The following is a 22277-nucleotide window of genomic DNA, read 5'->3' as shown; positions in this document are numbered from 1 at the left end:
TAAATAGGGTAAAGTTTTGTTGTGATGGAGTTGTAATGCGAAATAATCGGGGATTCACCTTAATTGAGTTGATGGTGACGATAGCTGTTTTCGCTGTTATTGTTATGATGGCTGCACCCTCATTTAATAAGTTAATTGTCAATCAAAAACTAACTAGCAGTACGCGAGGATTGATCAATGCTTTTAATTTGGCTAAATCTCAAGCCGCAATTTTAAAAAGAGCTGTTGCAGTTTGTCCAAATAAAACGATTGCTGGGGCAAGTTATACTAAATTGGATTGCGCAACATCAGCAATCCCAAACTTTGCAACAATTACAAATGCTATAGAAAAGCAAGATGTGTTAGATAACAGAGTGATTTTAGTACAAATAGATCCAAAAGTAGAATTGAAATCAGGCAGTGTAACGAATGTTGTGTTTAATGAGGTGGGGTCTAGTGGAGCATCGAAAAATATAATTCTATGTGCAGGCAATAATTCAAGAACAATTACAGTTTTGCAACTTGGTAATGTGACGCAAACGACGGGAACTTGTTAAATGATAATAATAAATAATCAAAAGGGTGTGGGGTTAATGGAAGTTCTTGTTGCGCTTTTGTTGCTAGCGATAGGTGTGCTTGGTTATTCAGCATTGCAACTAAGAGCAATAGATGCATCTTCTGAAGCTTTATACCGTTCTCAAGGTATGCTAATTCTTCGCGGTATCGCTGATAATATTCGTGCAAATCCAGCTGGTCAGAGTAATTATCCTACTGCAGTGAGAAGCTATACTTCATCTACAACTGCACCTACAGCCCCAACCGTCAATTGTTTTAATGTCGCTGAAGCACAAAGATGTACTCCAGCACAGATGGCTACTTATGATGCTTACCTTGCTGAAAAAGCAGCTTTTGATTTGGGTATGCATATCACTATGGATGACTGTCCAGGTGTGGCGGCTGCACCTGTGAAACGACAATGTTTGTTTATTGCTTGGGATGATACGACTTTAACGGCTACAGCTACAGCTGCAAATATTAGTAATTGTATGTCTGACGCTGGAGTGTATGTGTCGGGTTCAAAATGTCTCATGATGGAGGCATACTAGTGAAATATAAAAATAATTTGCATGCCCGGAAAGGATTTACACTTTTAGAGTTGATCGTTGCAATAGCAATTGGACTCATCATTGCCGCTGCAGCGATGCAACTTTTTATAGGTGGGTTTTTGACATCACGAATGCAGGAAGCAAATGCAGAATTACAAAACAGTGGTATCTTTGGTTTAGATTATATGACCCGAGATATTCGCCTTGCCAATTTTGGTAATACTCGTCCTGATTTAAACGATCAGACACCTCTTGGTGGAATTATTTTAACGGCAAGAGATGCTGTAGATACAAATACAAATATTACATTTCCATCTTCGGCACCATTTATTTCTAAAGGTTTATTAAGCCATAGCAAAGGTAATCAGGAAGATGTTAGTGGGGTCAAAAATGAGTGGCAAGGTCTATCTAACGTAAACCAAACTAGTGATCAGTTGACGATTCAATTTGTAGCCCCAAATGAAATGGTGAATTGTGAGGGGAATAACGTTCAAGAAGGCGATTATGTGATTCAACGTTATTTCTTAAGACAAGATCCTGCTGATGCGAGTTCTGGAAATAATTTTGCTCTGGCTTGTGATGCGAATACGCCAACAGCTTCAGGAGTAACTCCAGTTGCAAACCCGAGTACAATTTCAGGGTTTGGCGATGCTGGACAAGTGATTATGCCGCGAGTTGATCATTTTGTTGTGCAATTGGGGGTGAGGGACAGTAATAATCGTCTTGCATATTATTCAATCAATCAATATAGAGCTGAAGCCAGCAAGGCAAGAGCAAAAACGCCTGCTGTTGTTCCTCCACGAATTGTTGCTGTAAAAATAGCAGTATTAGTACGCTCCATGGATGATACGAAAAATCAGAATATTGATTTGTCAAAAACTATATCAGTTTTAAATCAAGATATTACATTGAAGGATACATCGACTTTATATGCGCGTCGAGTATATTCAACGACAGTTGCCTTACGTAATGGTTTGGGAGTTCCTAAATGAAAAATAATTTAACAGCAAGAGGGGCATTACGACATCAAAAAGGTGCAACATTAATTGTCGTGTTGATTATGTTGTTACTTGTCACAATTCTTGGTGTTTGGGGGATTCGCACTGCCATGACATCGTTAAATATTGCAACAAATAGCCAAGTTGGACAATTATTGTCGCAAACAGGTGATACACCAAGCAATTATTTTTTGAATACTTCTGATTATAATGATTTAACAAGAATTACAACTGCTGTCGGTCAAGCAATTACATTACACAAAGAAAGGCCAGGAAGAGAAGTCATATTTTGTTATAAGCCAACCTCAAAAGAGATTATAGATACTGCTTTTGATACAACAGTTTTGGTGCCTCCTCAACAATCAGCAAATGATGATACAAAAGCAACAATAGATTCTGTTTATTCAAACCGCGGCGGATTTTGTGATTTAACCAAAGATTTTGGTAGTTCACGTGAAGCTGTTGTGACTCAAGTTGCGGTTAAAATTATCTCAGAGCCAGGTGCTATTGGTGCTGACTTAGAGCGAGGAACGAATCAAGCAGAAGGCGCCACTGAAACTAAAGATAAGGTCGATGCGAAGGTTCGTGTCACAACTACAGCAATCATGCCTAGTTTTGCGCATTCCAACATATCAGATATTCAAAATGACTGTATTGGTAGTGCAGGAACTGTGGGCTATATCAACGATAACTTAGGTACAGAATTGCAAGGTAAAAAAACCGTAGCAGATTGTTTAACTAATTACGGTGTTCCTATTAGCACGCAAGTTCAAGAGTTTGAGATGCGATCTCGTGATATTCAAATTGAAGCACCAATGTAAATTGGGAGAATGAAAATGAAAAAACAGAGAAATTGGTTCATTACTGAATTAAAACTGACTCAATTAAGTCGAGGTGTTTCATTTGTCGCTGGTTTTGTGGGGACAACATTAATCGCATCCTCTGTTGTACAGGCAAGTGATTTACAGATTTATGCAACACCAACAGCTGGGAAAAAAACCATTGTCATGATGTTGGATACATCAGGAAGTATGAGCGGTGGAGACTCTGGTCAATCAGGGTCAAGATTAACGCGTTTAAAAAATGGTATGAACACCTTTTTAGACAGTAATAATCCGATTTTAACCGATGTACGTGTTGGATTAGGACATTATTCTGTAAATGGTGATGGTAAAACAGCAAGAATTTTGGTTGAGGCAAATGCTTTAGGAACTGTAAATTCGAGTCAACGTCAGGCATTGAAGAAAGCTGTTGCTGGTTTATCTGCTTCAGGAAATACACCTACAGCTCATGCGTTTGCGGAAGCAGCTGCGTACTTAATGGGGACAAGTCCCGCTTTAAAGCTTAATAATGCCGAAGTATATTTTAGATATGGTGGAAGTAATTCATCATATTGGGCGAGCTGTTTATCATGGAATAGTGCTAAGACATCATGTACAAGTTGGGGTGGAACGTCTACATCGACACGGAATACAACAGGTTTGAGCTCACAAAGCTGTACGAAATATATTGATGACCAAGGGCGAAGTTATTCAGGTACTTGTTATTCAGGGAGCGAAGTAATTCTTTCATTGAGTGGTTTTAATAACTCAGCAAGTAGCACAAAAAATGGAAATCAATATCTCTCTCCTCTACCTCCAGTTGATGAGCGAGTAAGTTGTGATGGGCAAGGTGTTTATATTTTGTCGGATGGTGAGGCAAATGGTTCAAGTCCATCTGAAGCAACATCTATTATGTCGGTAGTTTTAGATGATAATGGAACTAACTTCTCTTGCCCATCTAATGGATTAAATACTGGATCAGCTGCTTCTTGGCATTGTATGGGGGAATTTGCCAAAAGACTGTTTGATAAAACAAGCAATCCTGCTCAAGTTTCTATTCAAACAGCATTTGTCGGTTTTGGCAGTGACTTTAATAGTTTATCACAGACGCATGTTCAGCAAGCATGTAAACTGAGCTCGCGCACCCAAGCAGATCGTACAGGTGATGATGCTTGCTCACCAGGAAATGGTTCTGTTTCAGTTACGTCTCCAGGTTATGGTAATGGAGGTTTTTTTACGACTCAGTCCGCTCAAGGTGTAACAGATAGTGTTGTTGCATTTATTAATAACTTGGGTAAAGCACCTCTAGAACCCTTAACGACTGGTGCGATTTCTGTTCCAGTGGATAATTTAAACCCTTCTGGACTCCAACCTTATGGATATTTACGAGGACTTGAACCTAATCCCCAATCTTCAGATCTTATTTGGGCGGGGAACTTAAAAAAATACCAAGTCATTCAAACAGGGAGTAATGCCGGTGCATTTGCGGCTATTGGATCAAAACTTGTGTATGACAAACAAGGTGGTTTTAATACAGGAACACGTGATTTGTGGAATAGTTCAAATGTGTATAGTGGCAAGGTTTATAATGATGGAGGGGTAATTCGCTTGGGTGGAGCTTATTCTAAAGTTCCTATGCCAATACTTGGTCAAACAGAAAATCTTGCGATTGATCCTCCGCAATATGCTTATACAGCTAATCCAAATGCTTTACGTAATTTATTTACAGATGTTCAGTCTACTGGTGGGGCAAATTTAACCAATGCCGGCAAAAATGCAAATCTGATTAAGGTGCCTGGTGGTGGTATACCAACGAGTGGAGCGGCAAACTATGTGTTGGATCAATTTAAAAACCAAACAACTTTAAAAGACTTTCCTGTTTTAACCAAAATAAAATTATTAAACTATCTTGGTTTTAGTGTGCCATACGATGAAACAGCTACAACACTACCTACTTCATTGCAAACACCGAATTCGCCTTTCTTAGCTATGGGAGGCAGTATCCATTCACTTCCTGTTCAATTGACCTATTCTGGAACATTAGATGAAACTGGTAATTTAACTTCTACACGTAGTCAATCCGTTTTATATGGCACTATGGATGGTGGATTACATATTGTGGATGGCTCAACTGGAGCTGAACAAATGGCTTTTATTCCAGCAGAGCTCCTAAGAAGTGATACAGGTTCAAAAGCTTTAATTAAAGGGCAGACAGATACAAATGCCCCAGTTTCAGGGACAGATGGTGCTTGGATATCCGATTCCACTTATCAGACTCAACGTGGTTCTGGATCAAACTCAAGTGCTGTTAAAGCGCTGTCAATGAATATCTATGGTGGAATGCGGATGGGGGGATCAAGCTATTATGCTTTGGATGTCTTGAACCCCTCTTCTCCAAAACTGAAATTTAGACTGGGCGCAGACGTTACTGGATTTGGGCGTATTGGTCAGTCTTGGTCCAAACCTGTACTTGCCAATGTCAGATATAATGGTGTTAATAAACGAGTGATGATTGTGGGAGGGGGGTATGACCAGTGTTATGAAAACCCTCAATTTGAACTAGGCAAGGCCGTGTCTAACGTAGACTTCCCTGATACTAGTTGTGATAAGAAAATACAAGCACAAGGTAATGCCGTCTATATGGTTGATGCAAATGATGGGACTTTGATCTGGTCAGCAACATATGGAGCGAATTCAACTGACGACAAAAAGTATCTAAAGCATAGCATTGTTAGTCGTATCAGTGCGATAGATCGTGATGGAGATGGTTTGGTTGATAACTTGTATTTTGGGGATTTAGGCGGACAGGTTTTCCGAGCAGATTTAGATAATTATCAAACTAAATCAGGATCAGCTTACAGTAACTTTGGTGTTAGAGTGAGTCGAATTGCGAATCTTGCAACTAATGATTCTTTGAATAATAAAGATTGGGACTATACTGGCAGTAAAGCACCTAGATTCTATGAAGCTCCAACTTTAACTATCCATGACGAAGGTGCAAATACTTTTCTTGTTGTTGGTTTAGCATCAGGAAATAGAAGTACACCGCTCGATGTTGTTCCAACAGTAGGACGAGAAAAGTTATTACCTACGACAGCGTTATCTGGGCGACCTGTTAATAATGTATACGGTCTGATTGATCGAGACTTCATTGAACCCAATTTAATGAAATCAACATATTCAGTTAAGACGAGTAGTCTAAGCTTAGATCTACTACAGAAAAACCCTCAATTGCTTACAGGTAAAATTGCAAATGCCTTTTTTGGAACAGGTAATTTAAAACAAGGTTGGTATCGTTCATTATCAAGTATGAGCAATGGTACGGAACGAGGTGGGACCGCTTTTCGCGTTGCTGGTGGAATGAAAGCCTATGAAGAACCATTTGCAATTACAGGTAATTTAATTATTCCTGTTTATGATCCACAAGGTACAGGTATTTCTGGGCAAGATCCATGTAAACCGCGTGTAGTCGGTGAAACCGATCGTCAAGTATTTTGTTTACCTTATGGTGCATGCTTAAAAACAGATGGTACTGTGGATGGGGGGGCAGCTGGGCAAGAGTCAAAAACAGGCTTCCAAACCACGACAACGGGTTGCCCTGCTGGTGTTTCTGAGTGTAATGATAATGTCATAGGTACTGGTATTCGAGGTCTAGCAATGGCACCGATTACAAGTTCTACGCCAAATAGTGCTTGCTCAGATAAAACTTTGGCGGGAAATGAAAAAGGGACTGGTAAATGGGCTTGTCAGCAAATCATTAATCCAACTAGATGGTACGATAAATGGCTCAAATAAAATCTTTTATCAACCCTTCAGCTTTTTTTAGAACTTGCCATTATGCAAGTTCTAAAAAAAATAATCAGATCGGATTTACCTTGATCGAATTGATGGTTGTAATCATCATAATTACGATTTTTACGATAATTGCAATTCCTTCATATCAAGAATATGCAAGAAGAGCAGATGCGTCTGCAGCTGAGCAAGAAATTCAGAAAATAACTGAACAAATGGAAAAACATAAAGCTCGAAACTTTACTTATAGATGTTTTGATCCTAAGTATATATATGGAGAGACTGTGAGTACCAGTGGCAGTAATCGTTGTCACAATGATAGCGCTCTGACGAGTATCGTTTTACCAACTGGGGCAACGGGTACAAATATCAAATATACAATTATGATTAAGGATTTAAATGATACCAATCTGGATCTTACGGATAATGATGCTTTAGGGCGTAATTATGCAATAAAGGCTGTTTCTAATTCAGATAAAAACTATACGTATTTATTAACAAGTACAGGCATTCGTTGTAAAAACAAAACAAAAGCTAATGTCGATTATACTTCATGTGGTACCACTGCGACGGGTATGGAGAGTTGGTGATGATTAGTAAAAAAGGTTTTACATTGATTGAACTCATGATTGTGGTAGCAATCATTGCTATTTTAGCTGCGATTGCATATCCATCTTATCAGCAGTATGTAAAAAAAACTAAACGTACTGATATGCAGACGGCTATGATTCAAATTGCTCGAAATTTAGCAAATTATAAAATGGCGAATAATAATTTTTCAGGTCTTGTTTTAACTAATAGTCAGATATTTGGAGGTACGGTATACCCAAAAAGTGGTCCAGCACTTTATGATCTGAAATTAACTGATATAGGTGGGACAAATGCATTATCCGCTAGTGGAGCTAATGTAAACACATGGCTTCTTGTTGCTACGCCAAAGTCATCAGGTCAACAATATGAGGATGGACATATTGTGTTAAATTCCCGCGGAGAGAAATGTTGGACGAAAGGTTCAGATAAGAATAACGGTACGCCATGCACCCCGTCTGCAACCACAAACTGGGACGGTAGATAAAATTTAAATTCAAAATTGTGGATAAATAAAAATTGATCTTTCTTTCATAGACAAGATAACGTAAAATACTGCCCTCTATGAAAGGGGTTTGAAATGTATCGATGGTCGGTGCAAGGATAATCCGTAAAAACTATAAGGTTCTATCATGGTTGTAATTCGTCTAGCACGCGGTGGTGCTAAAAAACGTCCGTTCTATCAAATCATTGTAACTGATAGCCGTAATGCACGTGACGGTCGTTTCATCGAACGTATTGGTTTCTTTAACCCTACAGCTCAAGGTAAAGCAGAAAAACTTCGTTTAGATGCTGACCGTTTTGCTCACTGGGTTTCACAAGGTGCTCAACCTTCTGAACGTGTTGCTTCTTTAGCTGCTCAAGCGAAGAAAGCTGCAGCTGCTGCATAATTTATTCAGCAGTAGGTAGCCCATGACACCAACACAGAATGTGCCCGAAGATCGTATTCAGATTGGACAGCTACGTTCAGCATATGGATTAAATGGGTGGCTCTGGGTCTATTCCAATACTGAACCCATGAGCAACATTTTTGACTACCTGCCTTGGTACATAGAAACCAAAGCAGGTTGGCAAATTATCGATGTAAAACGTTGGAAACCACATGGCAAAGGTCTTGTTGTTGCGCTAAAAGGTGTGATTGATCGCACCGCAGCAGACAATTTGGTTGGCGCTAATATCTGGATTTCAAAGTCGCAACTGCCTCAACCGGGTGTGGATGAGTACTATTGGTCTGATTTAAAAGGTCTAACAGTGTTAGGTTTGAATGATGAAGAGCAAGAAGTAAATCTCGGTAAAATCCATGAACTGTTTGAAACAGGTGCCAATGATGTAATGGTTGTTCGTGCAACAGCAGATAGCATCGATGGTGAAGAGCGAATGATTCCATGGCATAAAGATGTGGTACAACGCGTTGATCTCGAAGCTGGTCGTATCTACGTGAATTGGGGCGTGGATTATTAATCCTTAGGATTGGCACAGCAGGAAAATAGAGGAGTCTGCGGTGTTTTTTGCAGTCATTACGCTTTTTCCTGAAATGTTTGAAGCGATTACAGCGTACGGCATTAGCGGACGCGCGGTGAAACGTGACATTGTACAAGTTCATTGTATCAATCCACGAGAATTTGCCGAGGGCAACTACAAAAGAGTGGATGAACGTCCATTTGGTGGTGGTCCAGGTATGGTGATGATGGCTGAGCCTTTGGCAAAAGCAATACACCATGCCAAACAGCTTGCAAAGCAAGCAGGAGCAGTTCATGTCCCTGTGGTGTATATGTCTCCACAAGGTAAAACCCTAAATGAACCTGCGGTACAGCAATTTATTCATTATGACGGATTGATTGTACTGTGTGGACGTTATGAGGGGGTCGATGAACGTTTGATCCAAAAATATGTAGATCAGGAATGGTCGATTGGAGATTACGTATTGTCGGGTGGTGAATTACCTGCGATGGTTCTATTAGACAGTGTGATTCGACGTTTGCCGAATACCATGTCAGATGAACAGTCAGCAGTGCAAGATTCATTTGTGGACGGTCTACTCGATTGCCCACAATATACCAAGCCAGACCATTTTGAAGGTTTGGATGTTCCTGATATTTTAAAGTCAGGTCATCACGCAAATATTGAAAAATGGCGGTTTTTGCAACGCTATCAACGCACTTTGGAACGTCGCCCTGAGTTGGTGGAAAAAGTTGAGTTGACCAAGCAGCAAAAGAAATGGCTAAAAGATCAGCAAGACTCAGCAAAATGATGCTTGGTTCGAGCACAAGATTGAGAAGCAATGCTTCAACAAATTGATATTTAGCCTTGGTTAAATGTCTTTTATAGGCTCCTTAAACTCTCTCATATTTGAGTGAGGCTAAGGGGAAAGATAAACGGGTTGATATGCGATTTAGCCTCTGTCCCCAGCGGTTGTACAGACCTCTTCTGTTCCGCAAAATCGGAGATTCCCACAATGAGTGGTAAACATCCTTTAGTTCAAGCAATTGAAAACCAACAGTTAAAAACTGACATCCCTGCTTTTGCTCCTGGTGACACAGTTGTTGTCCAAGTAAAAGTAAAAGAAGGTGACCGTGAGCGTCTTCAGGCGTTTGAAGGTGTGGTGATTGCGAAGAAAAACCGTGGTTTGAACTCAGCGTTCACAGTACGTAAAATTTCTAGCGGTGTTGGTGTTGAGCGTGTATTCCAAACTCACTCTCCAATCGTTGCTAAAATCGAAGTGAAACGTCGTGGTGACGTTCGTCGTGCTAAGCTTTATTACCTACGCGAATTGTCTGGTAAAGCTGCACGTATTCGTGAGAAATTACCAGCGCGTAAACAAGGTTAATTTTAACTTTGCTTTACAGCTAAAAATGCGCCTTATTGGGCGCATTTTTTATGACTCATTGATGAATGAAAATAGTATATAGTCAACCTGTTGAAAAATGCACACAGTAAAATATCATTTTTCTTGATCAATAAAATCAAAGTGATCAATAGATTGCTTGAAGATCTAAAGCTTGCACTGTCACGTTTTAGATCTAAAGTTTTAATTGATTTGCGTTGGCGATGTCTTACTTTTTAGAGACGAAAAGTAACAAAAATCCTTTGTTTGACAGGGATCTTGCGCTGCAAACAAAGCAGTGCTTTGTTTTTGCTCATATCGTCCTTGACCGATGGCGGCATCCATGCCGCCAACGGCGATAGCGATGTCAGGTAAAATCTGCTGATGAAAAAGCAAAGACTATTTCAGTTATATTAAGTCAATAAGATTGATTGCTATTATAATCCTTGTAATTTTAAACGGTTGGCTTGTTCACGATAGACTTGTACTGGATCAGGTGCAAAGATTGCACGCAAGCCTAAAACCTGATTGACTTCATCCAAATGATTCCAACGATAATCATCACGAATCGTTTTACCAAATTTGGCACTACAGCGAGAGACAAGTCCATCATTGGTTTCAGGAATATTGCGACTGGTGCTGAGTAAGAATGCATCCGTTAAATCTGCAAGATTTGTTAAAACAGCACTTCCTGTGAAAGAATAAAAATAAATGCCTTTTTCCTGATATGCACCTTCTCCACATGTTGTTGTCGGAACGCCCATTGGAAATTGATGATTGAAAAGAGCAGAGCCTTCGGTGCTTAAACTTTTTGAACCTGCCAATGCATCATGCGGAAACTCTTTGGGATCAAAGCCCTTAGACCAAACAATCATATTGGAAATAAAATTAACCATGTTGACCAATGGACCTTCAGCTGGAGTGCCTTCTGCTCGTAAAATCACATCCGAAAGTGGACTCCCTTTGTTTGGGGAGCCAACAGCTGTTACCGAAGCAACGTTGTTCGGCATCACTCCGGCAACATAACGTGCAGTGGGACCACCATGTGAGTGACCAATGAGGTTGATTTTTGTTTGTCCTGTAATGGCGAGGATATCTTCAACTTGTTGTACCAATTGTTCACCTCTAACTTCTGTTGAGTTAAATGGTGAAACACGTGTGACCCATGTATTTGCACCATTACGTGCTAAGTCAGGTGCAATTTGGTACCAGTAGTCTTGTCCTGAAGCATTGTCTGAACGAATAAATCCAGCCATGCCATGTACCAATACAATAGGATATTTAGTTTTAGCATAAGTTGATGTTGTTTGACTTGTGGTGATTTGCTGAGCATTAGACGCATACACACTGGGTACTAAACAAGCCAAGATTAGACTTGCCATCAATGATCCATATTTCATGGGGAAGCTCCATTTAAAATTGTTATTTATTATTGATTCACTTCTAAGTGAAATTTAAAAATATCAAAATTGTCATGAATTACGAGCGGAAAAGTATGAAAAACAACCTTAAATGTAATATTTTATTTCGTAAAAATGTTTATTCAGTGTTAAATTCATAAAAGCCATTGAAATTTATGGAAAACTTAAAACTAGATCAAAGAATATTCATACAAGTGATTTGATTTCAATCATTCATATCCAATGCGCTTTATGTTTTATAAAAATTGTTAGAAGCTTTGGTGATTGGTTTATTTTGCACTTTTGGATCATAGAAGGTCTTTTAATTGTGAGGCGACATGGATGTTGTTATGTTGAGTGAAGGGATATGAGCAAAACCAAAAGCCATATTGTAAAAGAGATACAATATGGCTAATTTAAGTTGAGAACTTATAAACCTTGTACTTTCAAACGGTTGGCATGTTCACGATAGACTTGTACTGGGTCTGGCGCAAAGAGTGCGCGTAAACCTAAAATTTGATTGATTTCGTCCAAATGATTCCAGCGGTAATTATCTCGAATAGTTCTACCGAATTTTGCACTACAACGTGACACTAAACCATCATTATCATGACCGAGGTTGATCAATAAGCTTGTACCAAGTAGTGCTGAATCCAAGTCTAAAAGATTGGTGACGACTGAATTGCCTGTAAATGAAAAAAATTGAATGCCTTTTTCTTGGTAAGCACCTTCGCTACATGCAGTAGCGCCGACGCCCATTGGAAATTTACGATTAAATAAAACTGAGCCTTCGGTCGTAACACTTTTTCCACTGGCTAATGCATCATGAGGGAAGCTTTTTGGATCTAAGCCTTGCGCCCAAACAATGGTTTTCGAGAATAAATTGACAAGACTGACAACGGGTCCTTCAAGAACTGTACCCTCTGCACTCAAAATGACATCTGCAACTGGGCTGCCTCTTTGTGGTGAACCAATCGCGGTCACGGATGCAACGCGAGTAGGCATGACACCCGCAACATAGCGACTGGTTGGACCACCATGAGAATGACCGACTAAATTGACCTTTTGGCTACCTGTGATGGCTAAAATCTCTTCTACTTGTTGAGCCAGTTGTTCGCCACGCACTTCGGTTGAATTAAACGGTGATACACGTGTCGCCCATGTGCTTGCGCCGTTTCGTGCCAAATTAGGTAAAATTTGATACCAGTAATCGAGTCCTAAAACATCACCAACCCGAATAAATCCTGCCATACCATGAGCAAATACAATTGGGTATTTGGTTTCTGCATAATCAGAACTTACTTTTGTTGCAGTGACTTGTTGTGCATTGGATGCATGTGTCGTGGATAAAGTACATGCGAGAAATAGACCTGTGATCAGATGTCCATATTTCATCATAAATCTCCGTTGGTTTTATTATTGAGGGTTTTTTGGTATGTATCGTTTTTTAACCTAGCAAAGCTGAAGTGAGGTTATCGATGAAATTTGGATGAAAAACAACCTAAACTGTAACTTAATATTTTATTTCTTGGTAAAAAATGAATTGATGTGTTGCCATAACCGTCTTATGGCAACAGGAGTTGAGGGCTTTATTTTTAAATCAAACATAAATAAAATCTACTGTTGTTGACCTCACAGTAAATATTTTAGATTAGAAATATTATAAGCCTTCTAATTTCAAGCGATTGGCTTGTTGGCGAAATTGATCAACTGGATTCGGTGAAAATAATCCGCGTAACCCTAAAATTTGATTGACCTCATCCAAGTGGGTTTGATCATAATTATCTCGAATCACTTGTCCTAAATGGGTATTGCAACGAGTGACTAAGCCATCATTATCTAGATTTTTATATGACAAAGGTGCAAGGGTAGAAATTGCAGCATCAGTCAGATCAAGAACATTGGTCAATTGTGCTTTACCCGTCCATGAATAATGGTAGACACCATTTGAAGTCACTTTTTGCCCCTGACCACAATCTTTGGGAATCGCTGCACTTGGATATTTTGCATTAAATTCAGCTGAACCTTTTTCACTAATACTTTGTAAAGAACGATTTAAGCTGTTGGGTAATGATGGATTATTTTCCAGTAAGGTAATCACCGGCGCTAAAATATATTGACTTACAACGGTTAACAGCGCACTCGCGCCTTGATTACTCAATATATCATCTGCAACTTTAGAGCCTTTTATCGTTCCTGCAACAGCAGTTAAAGATGCTACTTTGGAAGGTGCAACGATTTCAATATAACGAATGGTTGGACCACCATGACTATGTCCAATGAGATTCACTTTGGCTGATCCTGTTAATGCCAAAACCTCATCAACTTGTTGTAAAAGTTGCTCACCACGAACCTCAGTGCTTTCTAAAGGAGAAACCTGTGTTGCATAGACCTTCGCACCATTTCGAGCAAGATCGGGGAGCACCTGATAAAAATAATCTAAGCCAAATGATGATGTACCAAGCCGAGTGAAACCAAACATGCCATGGTTAAATACGATTGGATATTTGGTTTTTGCATAGTCAGAACTGACATAGGTTGGAGTGACAGTTTGTAGCCCTGATGCTGAGACTGTCATTCCACTGAGTCCGAGGACGAGACCCAGCCCGAGTGAACCGATCTTTAATTTCATTTTAAATACTCTTTTTGTTTTAACTGGATAAATAACCCACAATTTCTAGAATTGTAAGTTGGTGTAGATTACAGTCCTTGTAACTTCAAACGATTGGCATGCTGTCGATATAAGGCTACGGGATCTTGTGAGAACCAACCTCGTAAACCAAACATCATATTGGCTAAATCGGTATGATTTAAATCGTAATTATCTCTAATCACTTGCCCAATATGCGTACTACAGCGCGGTACCATGCCGTCATTATCAGTGTTGCCGTACACTAAGGGGGCAAGTTGCATTAATAGGGTATCGATATCTAATAAATTTGTGGTTTGCGCAGTTCCTCCCCAAGAGTAATAATGAATTCCATTTTCTACTTTCGCACCCGTTTTATTACAATCTGTGGCGAGTGCAGTTGTTGGAAATTTGCTGTTAAATGTAGAAGAGCCTGTTTCTGAGAGCGATTTCATCGAGGCATCAAAGTTAATCGCTAAATCTGGATTTTCCTGTGCCCATGTGATCAGTGGACCAACAATATATTGTCCCAAAATATTCATCAAAATTTTACTTGCTTGATTATTTTGAATGCTGTCGGCAACACGAGAACCTCGAAAAGTTCCACCTACACCCGTGATAGACGCGACATATTGAGGTTTAACCGCTGCAACATAGCGGATAGTTGGACCGCCATGACTGTGTCCAATCAAGTTGACTTTGTCCTTTCCTGTGAGTGCTAAAACCTCTTCTACTTGAGTGATCAGTTGTTCTCCACGCACTTCAGTGGTATTGGCAGGAGACAATTGTGCTGCAAATACTGTTGCACCATTACGCGCCATGTCGGGTAAGATCTGATACCAATAGTCAATATTAAAACGCTCATTTCCGATTCGAGACCATCCGAGCCAACCATGTGTCATGACTATAGGATATGCAGTTTTTGCATAATCTGATTTGATTGTATCTTTGATTTGCAAAATGCCTGGAGATGCCTGTGTCAAGCTGGCTAAACCAAGTCCCAACACACAGCATATACTGAGCCCCAAACGATTTTTTATTGTCCTGTTTTTCATTTTTTTTCCTGTTATGTCACAATTTTATTGACTAATTTGCAAACGGTAATTGACCTCCTTGGTCATGTACCGTTTCAAATGTTTGTAATCTAAGTTGTTCTTGTTGATTGGAAAATTGTTGTGATTTGAGTTGTTGTATTGCACTTTGTTTAGCGGAATCACTCATATTGCTGTTGAGAATGGTGTCTCGCTCAGATAAATACTGGTTCACTTTATTTTTCCAGTCACCTCTTTGGACATCTAATGTTTCTAAACGTTGAGTTGCTTCTGGACCAACAAGATTAGTACGCATTTGATGCAGTTCTTGTGCTGAGCCACCGCGTGCTTTAATGTCTGCTGTGAGTTTTCTGAGGTCTTCAAGCTGATTCAGTTGTTGCAGATTTTCTTTCCAATCTTCAGGAAGTTGATCAAACAATGCTTTGAGTTTTTTGGCTTTTTCGCTTGCAGATAAGGATGCGTCATCCATCACAGCCATTCGATCGACGGTATATTGGTCATAGGTATCTTGCGTACCAAATAGACCTTGGATTTCATAATCTGAGAAGAATTTCTTTCTTAAATTTTTGGTATTGTCCACAATCTGTTGATAGTATTTTGCACTTTCCTTGTCCGCATTGGGTGCTTGTAAATCTGCTAATTTACTTCGGTAATCCATGTAGCGTGTCCATAAATCACTCAACTGAGATAGAACAGGCTCTTTATAGCTTGTTTGAAGATAACGCTGGAAATCTGTTTTGATTTGTTCAATTGTTTTTTCACCATACTGGGTAATGAAATATTCAAAACAGTCTTTGGTTTGTTCATTGACAATTAAGCGGTTGGAAGCATCTACTCGAATTTGACAATTAATTTGCGTGTCTTGTTGGCTCTTGCTGGCAAAACTTAGCGCTTCTGATGTTGAAAGCTGAGAAGCGGCAATTTGTCCTTCAGACTGAGTTGTATCGTCCGAAGTCTGATGTGCTTCAGCTGTTTGATGACTGGGTTTAAGCCAGAAAATGACTGCCAAAATCACCACTAAAATAATAAACAACACTATCCCAAGCGTTTTTTTTCTAGATGAATCCATCTAATGTCCTATATTTTTTGTATTTTTATTCAAAAATAATTTGCCATAAAACCGCAAGTTTCAAATATAAAATTTGTAAAAATAGATGAGTGGTTTTTGTTAAAATAACCCATCAACTTATGTATAAAGATCAAGATGTCCTCAAAAGCCCATAAGATTCCACGTCGTCATATCAGTGGTGTATTTTTATTGAATAAACCATTGGGCATTAGTTCAAATGCAGCATTGCAAAAAGTTCGTTGGTTGTATCGAGCACAAAAAGCCGGGCATACAGGTGCACTTGATCCTTTGGCTTCGGGTTTACTGCCGATTTGTTTAGGCGAAGCAACCAAGTTTTCGCATTATTTATTAGATTCGAACAAACGTTATCGTACAACCATTCAGTTGGGGCGCAGTACAACTACAGGTGATGTGGAAGGCGAGGTCTTGTTAGAAAAAGATGTACCTGAATTAAGCCAACCGAATATTGAGCAGGTTTTGAAACAATTCACTGGTGACATACAGCAAATTCCTCCGATGTATTCAGCTTTAAAGAAACAAGGACGCCCATTGTATGAGCTGGCTCGTCAAGGCATTGAAATTGAGCGTGAGGCTCGACCTATCCATATTTTTGCTGTTGAACTTATTGAGTTTACATCGCAGAGCCTGACTTTAGATATCACTTGTTCGAAAGGGACTTATATTCGAGTGCTAGGTGAAGATATTGCCAAAGCATTAGGTACGTATGGGCATTTGACTTATTTACATCGGATTCAGACAGGTCACTTTGATTTAATCCCCGAATATACCATTGAATATTTGGAAAGCTTAACTGAACAAGAGCGAGAAAAGTTGTTGCTTCCTATATATGCACCAATTGATCATTTTTTAAAGGTTCAGGTACCTCAAGGTCGTGCAGAATATTTCTGCCGCGGTATGGAAAGTAATATAGATCATGTTGCAGTCGCAGAAGTGCTTGTATTCGATGGTGAAAAATGTTTAGGGCTGGCTGAAATTACGGATAAGAAGCGCTTAGTACCGAAACGTGTTTTAAATCTTTGATTAGAAATATTGCCTCAAAATTCAGTGGATTGAAGAACGAGCACTGTTCAAATATAGCACCGTTAAAAGATAAGTGAATGTTATGGAATTTGATATTATTCTCAGTTTAGTGTTTTTTGCCTTTTGTGCAGGCGCGATTGATGCTGCTGTCGGAGGTGGGGGACTGATTCAAATTCCTGCTTTGATGGGGGCGTTGCCTCATTATCCGACGGCTACGGTTTTTGGTACTAACAAGCTTGCATCCATTTGTGGAACTGCATCCGCAGCATTTTCTTATTTAAAACAAGTCAAAATTGAATGGAAATTGCTTGCGGTTATCGGGATCACAGCTTTCATCAGTTCATTTGGTGGTGCTGCTTGTGTCTCTTTAATTCCACAGGAAATTTTACGTCCCTTTGTCTTGTTTATGTTGATTGTCATCGCAATCTATACGTTTTTTAAAAAACAGTTTGGGCAAGTACATTTTCAACAGGAAGTCACCCATAAAATGCTGTTGATCGCAGGTATCGGTGGTTTATTGATTGGTTTTTATGATGGAATTTTTGGACCAGGCACAGGCAGTTTCTTTATTTTTTATTTTATTCGTTATTTGAAAGTTGACTTTCTCCATGCTTCGGCACTTTCGAAAATCGGCAATTTCATGACCAATTTTGCAGCATTGAGTTTCTTTATTCCCACAGGGCATGTGCTATTTCAATTGGGCTTAATGATGGCAGTCGCCAATATTTGTGGCTCACTGGTAGGCGTGAAAATGGCGTTGAAATATGGAAGTGGTTTTATTCGAATTTTATTTTTAATTTTAGTCAGTATCTTGATTTGTCGTTTGGGATATCAAATGTTCATGGCTTAAGTTTTATATTCAAAACACCCCACAAAATTTAAGTTTTTTTGATACAAAAAACTCTTAAATTTTGTGGGGCTTTTTTTTGATGCTTTATTTATGATTGATGACTTATTCAGCGAAATTTATCGACTCAATAAAAAAGAAATCAGCGCTCACGTAGAATCAAAAAAAGAGGGATTTTGATGAACATATTCGAGGCTTTACGAGAAAGCCACAGGATTCAGAAGGATTTGTCTGAACAGCTCATTCATACATCAGGTGATACACCTGAACGACGGAAAATTTTTAATTTACTCAAAAATGAACTATTTGCACATGCAGTTGCTGAGGATCGTTATTTTTATAGTCCGTTAATGATGACGGATTCAGGTTTAAATATTACACGTTTGGCGCTTGCTGAATATCAAGAAATGGAGGCGATCTTAGATTCTTTAGAACAAACTGATTTTAGTCATTCACGTTGGTTGGTGTTGGCAAAAAGGTTATCAGATACTGTTGCAGGGCACATCTACCAGAAAGAGCAAAATTTTTTTATGAAAGCAGGGAAAATTTTAGATGAAAATCAGAAAATAACCTTAGCGAAAAAATATTTGTCAGAGTATAAAAAATATAAAGCAAAAGAAATAATGCGTTTGATTGGGTGATCCTACTCAATTCACCTGATCGTAACCACTAAGATTTGATTAAAATCAATTCGACTTAGCTTGACGCTAGATCTTCATACATTGGATAGGGCACGCTTAAAACAATGACTGAAAAAGATCAGTCATTGTTGAGTGCTGCTGGATTTCGTGCAGAACGGAAGGTTACCCCTACAGACGCGGTCATGATACAAATTAAAGCAATAATTTGCCATGTTGTAATATGTTCATTGAGTAAAACCATTCCAGCAATTGCTGCCAGAGCCGGGGATAAGCTGGACAAGGTACCATAGCTCATTTTACTGAGTTGTTTGAGTGCCAGTAGATCTAAAGCATAAGGGATTGCTGTTGCCAAAAGCGCAATCAGTAAGGCTTTACCCCAATATTGAGTTTGTAATAAAGCCTGTGAATCATGTACTGCGCTGATTGGTAACATCACCAGTGCCGAGAGAACAATCGCAATACTGAGCGCATGCATACCTATATTTTGGCGAACCACTTTCTGTCCAAAGTAAATATAACTTGCCCAGCAAATACCCGCACCAAGCGCAAATGCTGCACCAAGATAAGAAAAGTTATGCGCATTGGCATCATGCCAAGGCACCATCAAGGCGATACCTATGATGGCGAGGAATACCCAAATATAATCACTTTTTTGTTTAATCGAGAGTAGTGCTAATGTCAGTGGACCTAAAAACTCGAGTCCAACAGCAATCCCTTGCGGTAATTTGCCTAAAGATGCATAGAACAATACATTCATCAGACATACGGAACCACTATAATATAAAAGTTCTTTCCATCTTAGATAAGGTAAACGTTTGATAATTTTCCATGAACGGAACATCAAAATAATTAAAATGGAAGCAAAACATAACCTTAGAGTCACGACCGTAATGGGATCTAAAACTTCAAACAACTGTTTGGCAAATGAAGCACTGATTTGATAAGCCACCATAGATAAAACCATGAAAAGCACAGCAGTGAGTTGAGAGTTTGGCATGTTTATGGTGTAAAAAAGAATTGGATAGATTTTAACACTTTCTTAAATTTATTTTGGTATTTCGTAAATATATGAATATTCATTTAATATTTTGCTTTGAGATTATGGGTACTCCTCTGTAAGATGTGAAAGATTATACTTGCAATGGCACATGTGTTAGGAATAAAAGATGTCAGAACATACGAACAATACTGAAAATATAGCCTTAAATGGGGCGCAACATTCACAAGCAGAAGCTTGGTATATCGAAGTCCTCAAATTAGAACAACAAGGCTTTGCCCAAACTGAACAAGAGGCTCAGGCACGTGTGGATTTGTTGGTCAATGCATCGAATCAAGACTTTGCGCCCGCAAGTACCTTGTTAGGTCAGTGGCATGTCTTGGGACGTTATTTAAACCAAAGTATTCCTTCCGCCATTCTTTTTTTTCAACATGCCGCAAAGCTTAATCATGGTTTAGCACATTTAGAGCTCGCTTATCTTGGATTGAACCATGCAAGCGATCAGTTGACTCAGGCACAAGCATTGATGCACTTGCAACAAGCTGTCCAATTGAACCATCCAGATGCAATTTTTGTCTATGCACAACAACAACTTGCACAAGATCCGCAAACTGCTTACCAATTGCTTTTAGACAATTATTTAAAAAACCAGCATCAAAATAGCTTGAAGTTTTGTGTCGAGTTTTCTGGATTTGACCCGATCAAAGTACAAAATGAATTACTCAAAATTGCTGAAAAAGATCATTTTGCCTGTGCCTTATTGGCATTTAGTTATTTCACGCAGCACAATCTAGATGCTGCTTTCAAATATGCTGAAATTGCTCAACAACACAATGATCCTTTTGGTTGTTATGTTCGTGCTTTAGTTGAGCAACAACGTGGTCAAGGTGATGCCACGCTTGCTCAAGAGTTTTTACTCAAAGCTGCGAAAAATGGACATATTGAGTCGGCTTACTTAGCCGCAGTAAACTTGCTGAAAAACGCTGAAAATGCCAAGACTGAACAAAAACACCAAGAATATGCCACACTGGCTGTTGAATTATTATCACATGCAGCAGTTGCCGGGCATGTACCCGCACAATATTCGCTAGCCCAATGTTTACGTTATGGTTTAGGTACTGAAAAAAATCTGGATCAAGGTGTTTCTTGGTTAGAAAGAGCAGCAATGCAAAATCATCCGGATGCACAATTTGAACTGTCTATGTTATTGCCTTTGGAACATGAACATCACTTACCCTTATTAAATGCTGCGGCAGATAAAGGGCATATTCAGGCGATGCTGTGTATGTCGATTTTTGAACAGCGTCAAGACAATGCTCAAGGAGCACTAGATTGGTTAAATAAGGCAAAAGAACTCCAAGTACCACGTGCATTTTTTCTACTCGGACAAATGTATCGAGAGGGTAAATGTGTTGATGTTGATTTGAGTCTAAGTGCAGATTTATTTAAACAGGCAGCGGATCATGGTGATATAGATTCTTATTTCGAACTGTTTAAAATTTATAAAGATGGAATCGGTGTACGAAAAAATAAGAAAACAGCCAGTAAATATCTAGATTTAGCAAAAGAAAATCAGCATATTGAAGCGGCATCTATTGAGTTCTAAATCAAAGTTCAGCAGATGAATGATTTATCACATCGCATTTTTGCACATGTAGAGACATATATTCACCATACAGGTCGCTTATTTGTGGTGGGGGATATTCATGGTCACTATGATGCATTGATGCAAAAATTGGCAGATGTGCGCTTTGATTTTCAAACTGATGTGCTAATTGCTGTAGGTGATCTTGTTGATCGAGGTCCTGAGAGTCTGAAATGTTTGAATTTAATTGATGAGCCGTGGTTTAAAAGCATCCTCGGCAATCATGAGGAAATGTGCATTTTATCCCATGTCGATCCCCTGATGAAAAATCTGCACGCCCAACATGGGGGTGAATGGTTTTATGCTTTAAGTTTGCAACAACAAAAACAAGTGATTGAGAAGCTGGAAACATTACCTGTACTTTTAGAAGTCATATATCAAAACAAAAAATATGGTTTTGTGCATGCAGATATTGATCTTAATGATTGGGAAGCTTTTAAATTATCGACAAAAGCGAAAAGTAGAGAGTTGGCACTTTGGGGGAGAGGACGAATTAAAAATAAACGCTTTATGCGTTATTCGAATGTTAAAGGGGTTGAGCAGGTTTTTCTGGGGCATACTGTGGTTGATTATGTGACAAAGAAGCACAATTGCTATTTTCTCGATACGGGTGCTTGTTTTGGGCGTGAATTAACACTTGTTGAAATAGATTGCCAGCTTCCTATAGAAAAACAGCAACGTGTAATCAAATCTTAATCCAATAAAATTCTATGTTGTTTTAAATCAACTTCATTTTAGAATCACTCGTAATATTAATCATCTCATTACACTTTATGACTCTATTGATTGAAATTTATTGTTATTTTGTTGAATAAGTTAGGTACATCATAAGAAAAATAGCATCAAAT

General features: G+C 39.0%; 22 protein-coding genes. 16 read left to right on the top strand and 6 right to left on the bottom strand.

The window, feature by feature from the left end; translation table 11 throughout:
* Positions 1-35 precede the first annotated feature (35 nt).
* The 11 genes from I9192_RS20080 to rplS all read left to right on the top strand — a co-directional run bounded on the left by I9192_RS20080 (position 36) and on the right by rplS (position 10111).
* Complete coding sequence (locus I9192_RS20080; protein ID WP_005035416.1) at positions 36-536, top strand: GspH/FimT family pseudopilin; 501 nt, start codon at positions 36-38, stop codon at positions 534-536.
* Complete coding sequence (gene pilV, locus I9192_RS20075) at positions 537-1085, top strand: type IV pilus modification protein PilV (RefSeq protein ID WP_026040258.1); 549 nt, start codon at positions 537-539, stop codon at positions 1083-1085.
* On the top strand, positions 1061-2077 hold the full coding sequence (locus tag I9192_RS20070) for a PilW family protein (protein WP_171067105.1): 1017 nt from the start codon (positions 1061-1063) through the stop codon (positions 2075-2077). Before pilV ends, I9192_RS20070 begins: the two co-directional genes overlap by 25 nt.
* Positions 2074-2904, top strand: coding sequence for a PilX N-terminal domain-containing pilus assembly protein (locus I9192_RS20065; protein WP_005035422.1), 831 nt, complete (start codon positions 2074-2076; stop codon positions 2902-2904). Before I9192_RS20070 ends, I9192_RS20065 begins: the two co-directional genes overlap by 4 nt.
* Positions 2905-2919: 15 nt before the next feature.
* On the top strand, positions 2920-6699 hold the full coding sequence (locus I9192_RS20060) for a VWA domain-containing protein (protein WP_200150012.1): 3780 nt from the start codon (positions 2920-2922) through the stop codon (positions 6697-6699).
* Positions 6687-7286, top strand: coding sequence for a type IV pilin protein (locus I9192_RS20055; protein WP_005035426.1), 600 nt, complete (start codon positions 6687-6689; stop codon positions 7284-7286). The genes I9192_RS20060 and I9192_RS20055 overlap by 13 nt, the downstream gene beginning before the upstream one ends.
* Positions 7286-7771, top strand: a complete 486-nt coding sequence (locus I9192_RS20050) for a type IV pilin protein (protein WP_005035428.1) — start codon at positions 7286-7288, stop codon at positions 7769-7771. The genes I9192_RS20055 and I9192_RS20050 overlap by 1 nt, the downstream gene beginning before the upstream one ends.
* Before the next feature lie 145 nt (positions 7772-7916).
* Positions 7917-8174, top strand: a complete 258-nt coding sequence (gene rpsP / locus I9192_RS20045) for a 30S ribosomal protein S16 (protein WP_004826436.1) — start codon at positions 7917-7919, stop codon at positions 8172-8174.
* Positions 8175-8196: 22 nt separating this feature from the next.
* On the top strand, positions 8197-8745 hold the full coding sequence (gene rimM, locus I9192_RS20040; RefSeq protein ID WP_005035430.1) for a ribosome maturation factor RimM: 549 nt from the start codon (positions 8197-8199) through the stop codon (positions 8743-8745).
* Positions 8746-8785: 40 nt separating this feature from the next.
* Positions 8786-9535, top strand: coding sequence for a tRNA (guanosine(37)-N1)-methyltransferase TrmD (gene trmD / locus I9192_RS20035; RefSeq protein ID WP_005035433.1), 750 nt, complete (start codon positions 8786-8788; stop codon positions 9533-9535).
* A gap of 204 nt (positions 9536-9739) precedes the next feature.
* On the top strand, positions 9740-10111 hold the full coding sequence (rplS, locus tag I9192_RS20030; protein WP_004826442.1) for a 50S ribosomal protein L19: 372 nt from the start codon (positions 9740-9742) through the stop codon (positions 10109-10111).
* Positions 10112-10545: 434 nt separating this feature from the next.
* On the opposite strand, the gene I9192_RS20025 is transcribed toward rplS, so the two are convergent.
* The 5 genes from I9192_RS20025 to I9192_RS20005 form a co-directional block, all read right to left on the bottom strand.
* Positions 10546-11508, bottom strand: coding sequence for a lipase family alpha/beta hydrolase (locus I9192_RS20025; protein ID WP_005035435.1), 963 nt, complete (start codon positions 11506-11508; stop codon positions 10546-10548).
* A gap of 429 nt (positions 11509-11937) precedes the next feature.
* The gene (locus I9192_RS20020) at positions 11938-12903 is read right to left on the bottom strand and encodes a lipase family alpha/beta hydrolase (RefSeq protein WP_005035437.1); all 966 of its coding nucleotides are present in this window, start codon (positions 12901-12903) and stop codon (positions 11938-11940) included.
* 265 nt (positions 12904-13168) lie between these two features.
* Positions 13169-14140, bottom strand: a complete 972-nt coding sequence (locus I9192_RS20015) for an esterase/lipase family protein (protein WP_005035439.1) — start codon at positions 14138-14140, stop codon at positions 13169-13171.
* A gap of 68 nt (positions 14141-14208) precedes the next feature.
* On the bottom strand, positions 14209-15192 hold the full coding sequence (locus tag I9192_RS20010) for an esterase/lipase family protein (RefSeq protein WP_005035440.1): 984 nt from the start codon (positions 15190-15192) through the stop codon (positions 14209-14211).
* A gap of 31 nt (positions 15193-15223) precedes the next feature.
* Positions 15224-16258, bottom strand: a complete 1035-nt coding sequence (locus tag I9192_RS20005; protein ID WP_005035442.1) for a lipase secretion chaperone — start codon at positions 16256-16258, stop codon at positions 15224-15226.
* 135 nt (positions 16259-16393) lie between these two features.
* Here I9192_RS20005 and truB point away from each other — a divergent pair, with 135 nt between their 5' ends.
* The 3 genes from truB (at position 16394) to I9192_RS19990 (ending at position 18787) form a co-directional block, all read left to right on the top strand.
* A complete protein-coding gene (gene truB / locus I9192_RS20000) occupies positions 16394-17299 on the top strand; it encodes a tRNA pseudouridine(55) synthase TruB (RefSeq protein WP_005035446.1) in 906 nt (301 codons plus the stop codon).
* An 82-nt stretch (positions 17300-17381) separates the two neighbouring features.
* Positions 17382-18149, top strand: a complete 768-nt coding sequence (locus tag I9192_RS19995) for a sulfite exporter TauE/SafE family protein (protein ID WP_005035448.1) — start codon at positions 17382-17384, stop codon at positions 18147-18149.
* 176 nt (positions 18150-18325) lie between these two features.
* Positions 18326-18787, top strand: coding sequence for a hemerythrin domain-containing protein (locus I9192_RS19990; protein ID WP_004826456.1), 462 nt, complete (start codon positions 18326-18328; stop codon positions 18785-18787).
* A gap of 118 nt (positions 18788-18905) precedes the next feature.
* Here I9192_RS19990 and I9192_RS19985 read toward each other — a convergent pair whose 3' ends face one another.
* Positions 18906-19784 (bottom strand): EamA family transporter, encoded by an 879-nt coding sequence (locus I9192_RS19985; RefSeq protein WP_004826457.1) that lies wholly within the window; start codon positions 19782-19784, stop codon positions 18906-18908.
* 169 nt (positions 19785-19953) lie between these two features.
* Between I9192_RS19985 and I9192_RS19980 the strand changes: the two genes are divergently transcribed.
* Entirely contained in the window at positions 19954-21390 is a 1437-nt protein-coding gene (locus tag I9192_RS19980; protein WP_005035451.1) for an SEL1-like repeat protein, read from the top strand.
* A 15-nt stretch (positions 21391-21405) separates the two neighbouring features.
* On the top strand, positions 21406-22125 hold the full coding sequence (locus I9192_RS19975; protein ID WP_200150011.1) for a metallophosphoesterase: 720 nt from the start codon (positions 21406-21408) through the stop codon (positions 22123-22125).
* Positions 22126-22277: the final 152 nt, after the last annotated feature.

This window comes from Acinetobacter bereziniae, assembly GCF_016576965.1.
GTDB lineage: Bacteria > Pseudomonadota > Gammaproteobacteria > Pseudomonadales > Moraxellaceae > Acinetobacter > Acinetobacter bereziniae.
Note: the sequence above shows the minus strand (reverse complement) of the source record. Positions and strands in the feature narration are given on the sequence as shown.

Coding starts and splice junctions, on each gene's coding strand:
- I9192_RS20050 (WP_005035428.1), top strand. CDS start 7,286: ATGATTAGTAAAAAAGGTTTTACATTGATTGAACTCATGATTGTGGTA.
- I9192_RS19990 (WP_004826456.1), top strand. CDS start 18,326: ATGAACATATTCGAGGCTTTACGAGAAAGCCACAGGATTCAGAAGGAT.
- I9192_RS20025 (WP_005035435.1), bottom strand. CDS start 11,508: ATGAAATATGGATCATTGATGGCAAGTCTAATCTTGGCTTGTTTAGTA.
- I9192_RS20005 (WP_005035442.1), bottom strand. CDS start 16,258: ATGGATTCATCTAGAAAAAAAACGCTTGGGATAGTGTTGTTTATTATT.
- I9192_RS19995 (WP_005035448.1), top strand. CDS start 17,382: ATGGAATTTGATATTATTCTCAGTTTAGTGTTTTTTGCCTTTTGTGCA.
- rimM (WP_005035430.1), top strand. CDS start 8,197: ATGACACCAACACAGAATGTGCCCGAAGATCGTATTCAGATTGGACAG.
- I9192_RS20065 (WP_005035422.1), top strand. CDS start 2,074: ATGAAAAATAATTTAACAGCAAGAGGGGCATTACGACATCAAAAAGGT.
- I9192_RS20015 (WP_005035439.1), bottom strand. CDS start 14,140: ATGAAATTAAAGATCGGTTCACTCGGGCTGGGTCTCGTCCTCGGACTC.
- rpsP (WP_004826436.1), top strand. CDS start 7,917: ATGGTTGTAATTCGTCTAGCACGCGGTGGTGCTAAAAAACGTCCGTTC.
- I9192_RS20070 (WP_171067105.1), top strand. CDS start 1,061: ATGTCTCATGATGGAGGCATACTAGTGAAATATAAAAATAATTTGCAT.
- I9192_RS20010 (WP_005035440.1), bottom strand. CDS start 15,192: ATGAAAAACAGGACAATAAAAAATCGTTTGGGGCTCAGTATATGCTGT.
- truB (WP_005035446.1), top strand. CDS start 16,394: ATGTCCTCAAAAGCCCATAAGATTCCACGTCGTCATATCAGTGGTGTA.
- I9192_RS20060 (WP_200150012.1), top strand. CDS start 2,920: ATGAAAAAACAGAGAAATTGGTTCATTACTGAATTAAAACTGACTCAA.
- I9192_RS20080 (WP_005035416.1), top strand. CDS start 36: ATGCGAAATAATCGGGGATTCACCTTAATTGAGTTGATGGTGACGATA.
- I9192_RS19975 (WP_200150011.1), top strand. CDS start 21,406: ATGAATGATTTATCACATCGCATTTTTGCACATGTAGAGACATATATT.
- I9192_RS19980 (WP_005035451.1), top strand. CDS start 19,954: ATGTCAGAACATACGAACAATACTGAAAATATAGCCTTAAATGGGGCG.
- I9192_RS19985 (WP_004826457.1), bottom strand. CDS start 19,784: ATGCCAAACTCTCAACTCACTGCTGTGCTTTTCATGGTTTTATCTATG.
- I9192_RS20020 (WP_005035437.1), bottom strand. CDS start 12,903: ATGAAATATGGACATCTGATCACAGGTCTATTTCTCGCATGTACTTTA.
- I9192_RS20055 (WP_005035426.1), top strand. CDS start 6,687: ATGGCTCAAATAAAATCTTTTATCAACCCTTCAGCTTTTTTTAGAACT.
- pilV (WP_026040258.1), top strand. CDS start 537: ATGATAATAATAAATAATCAAAAGGGTGTGGGGTTAATGGAAGTTCTT.
- rplS (WP_004826442.1), top strand. CDS start 9,740: ATGAGTGGTAAACATCCTTTAGTTCAAGCAATTGAAAACCAACAGTTA.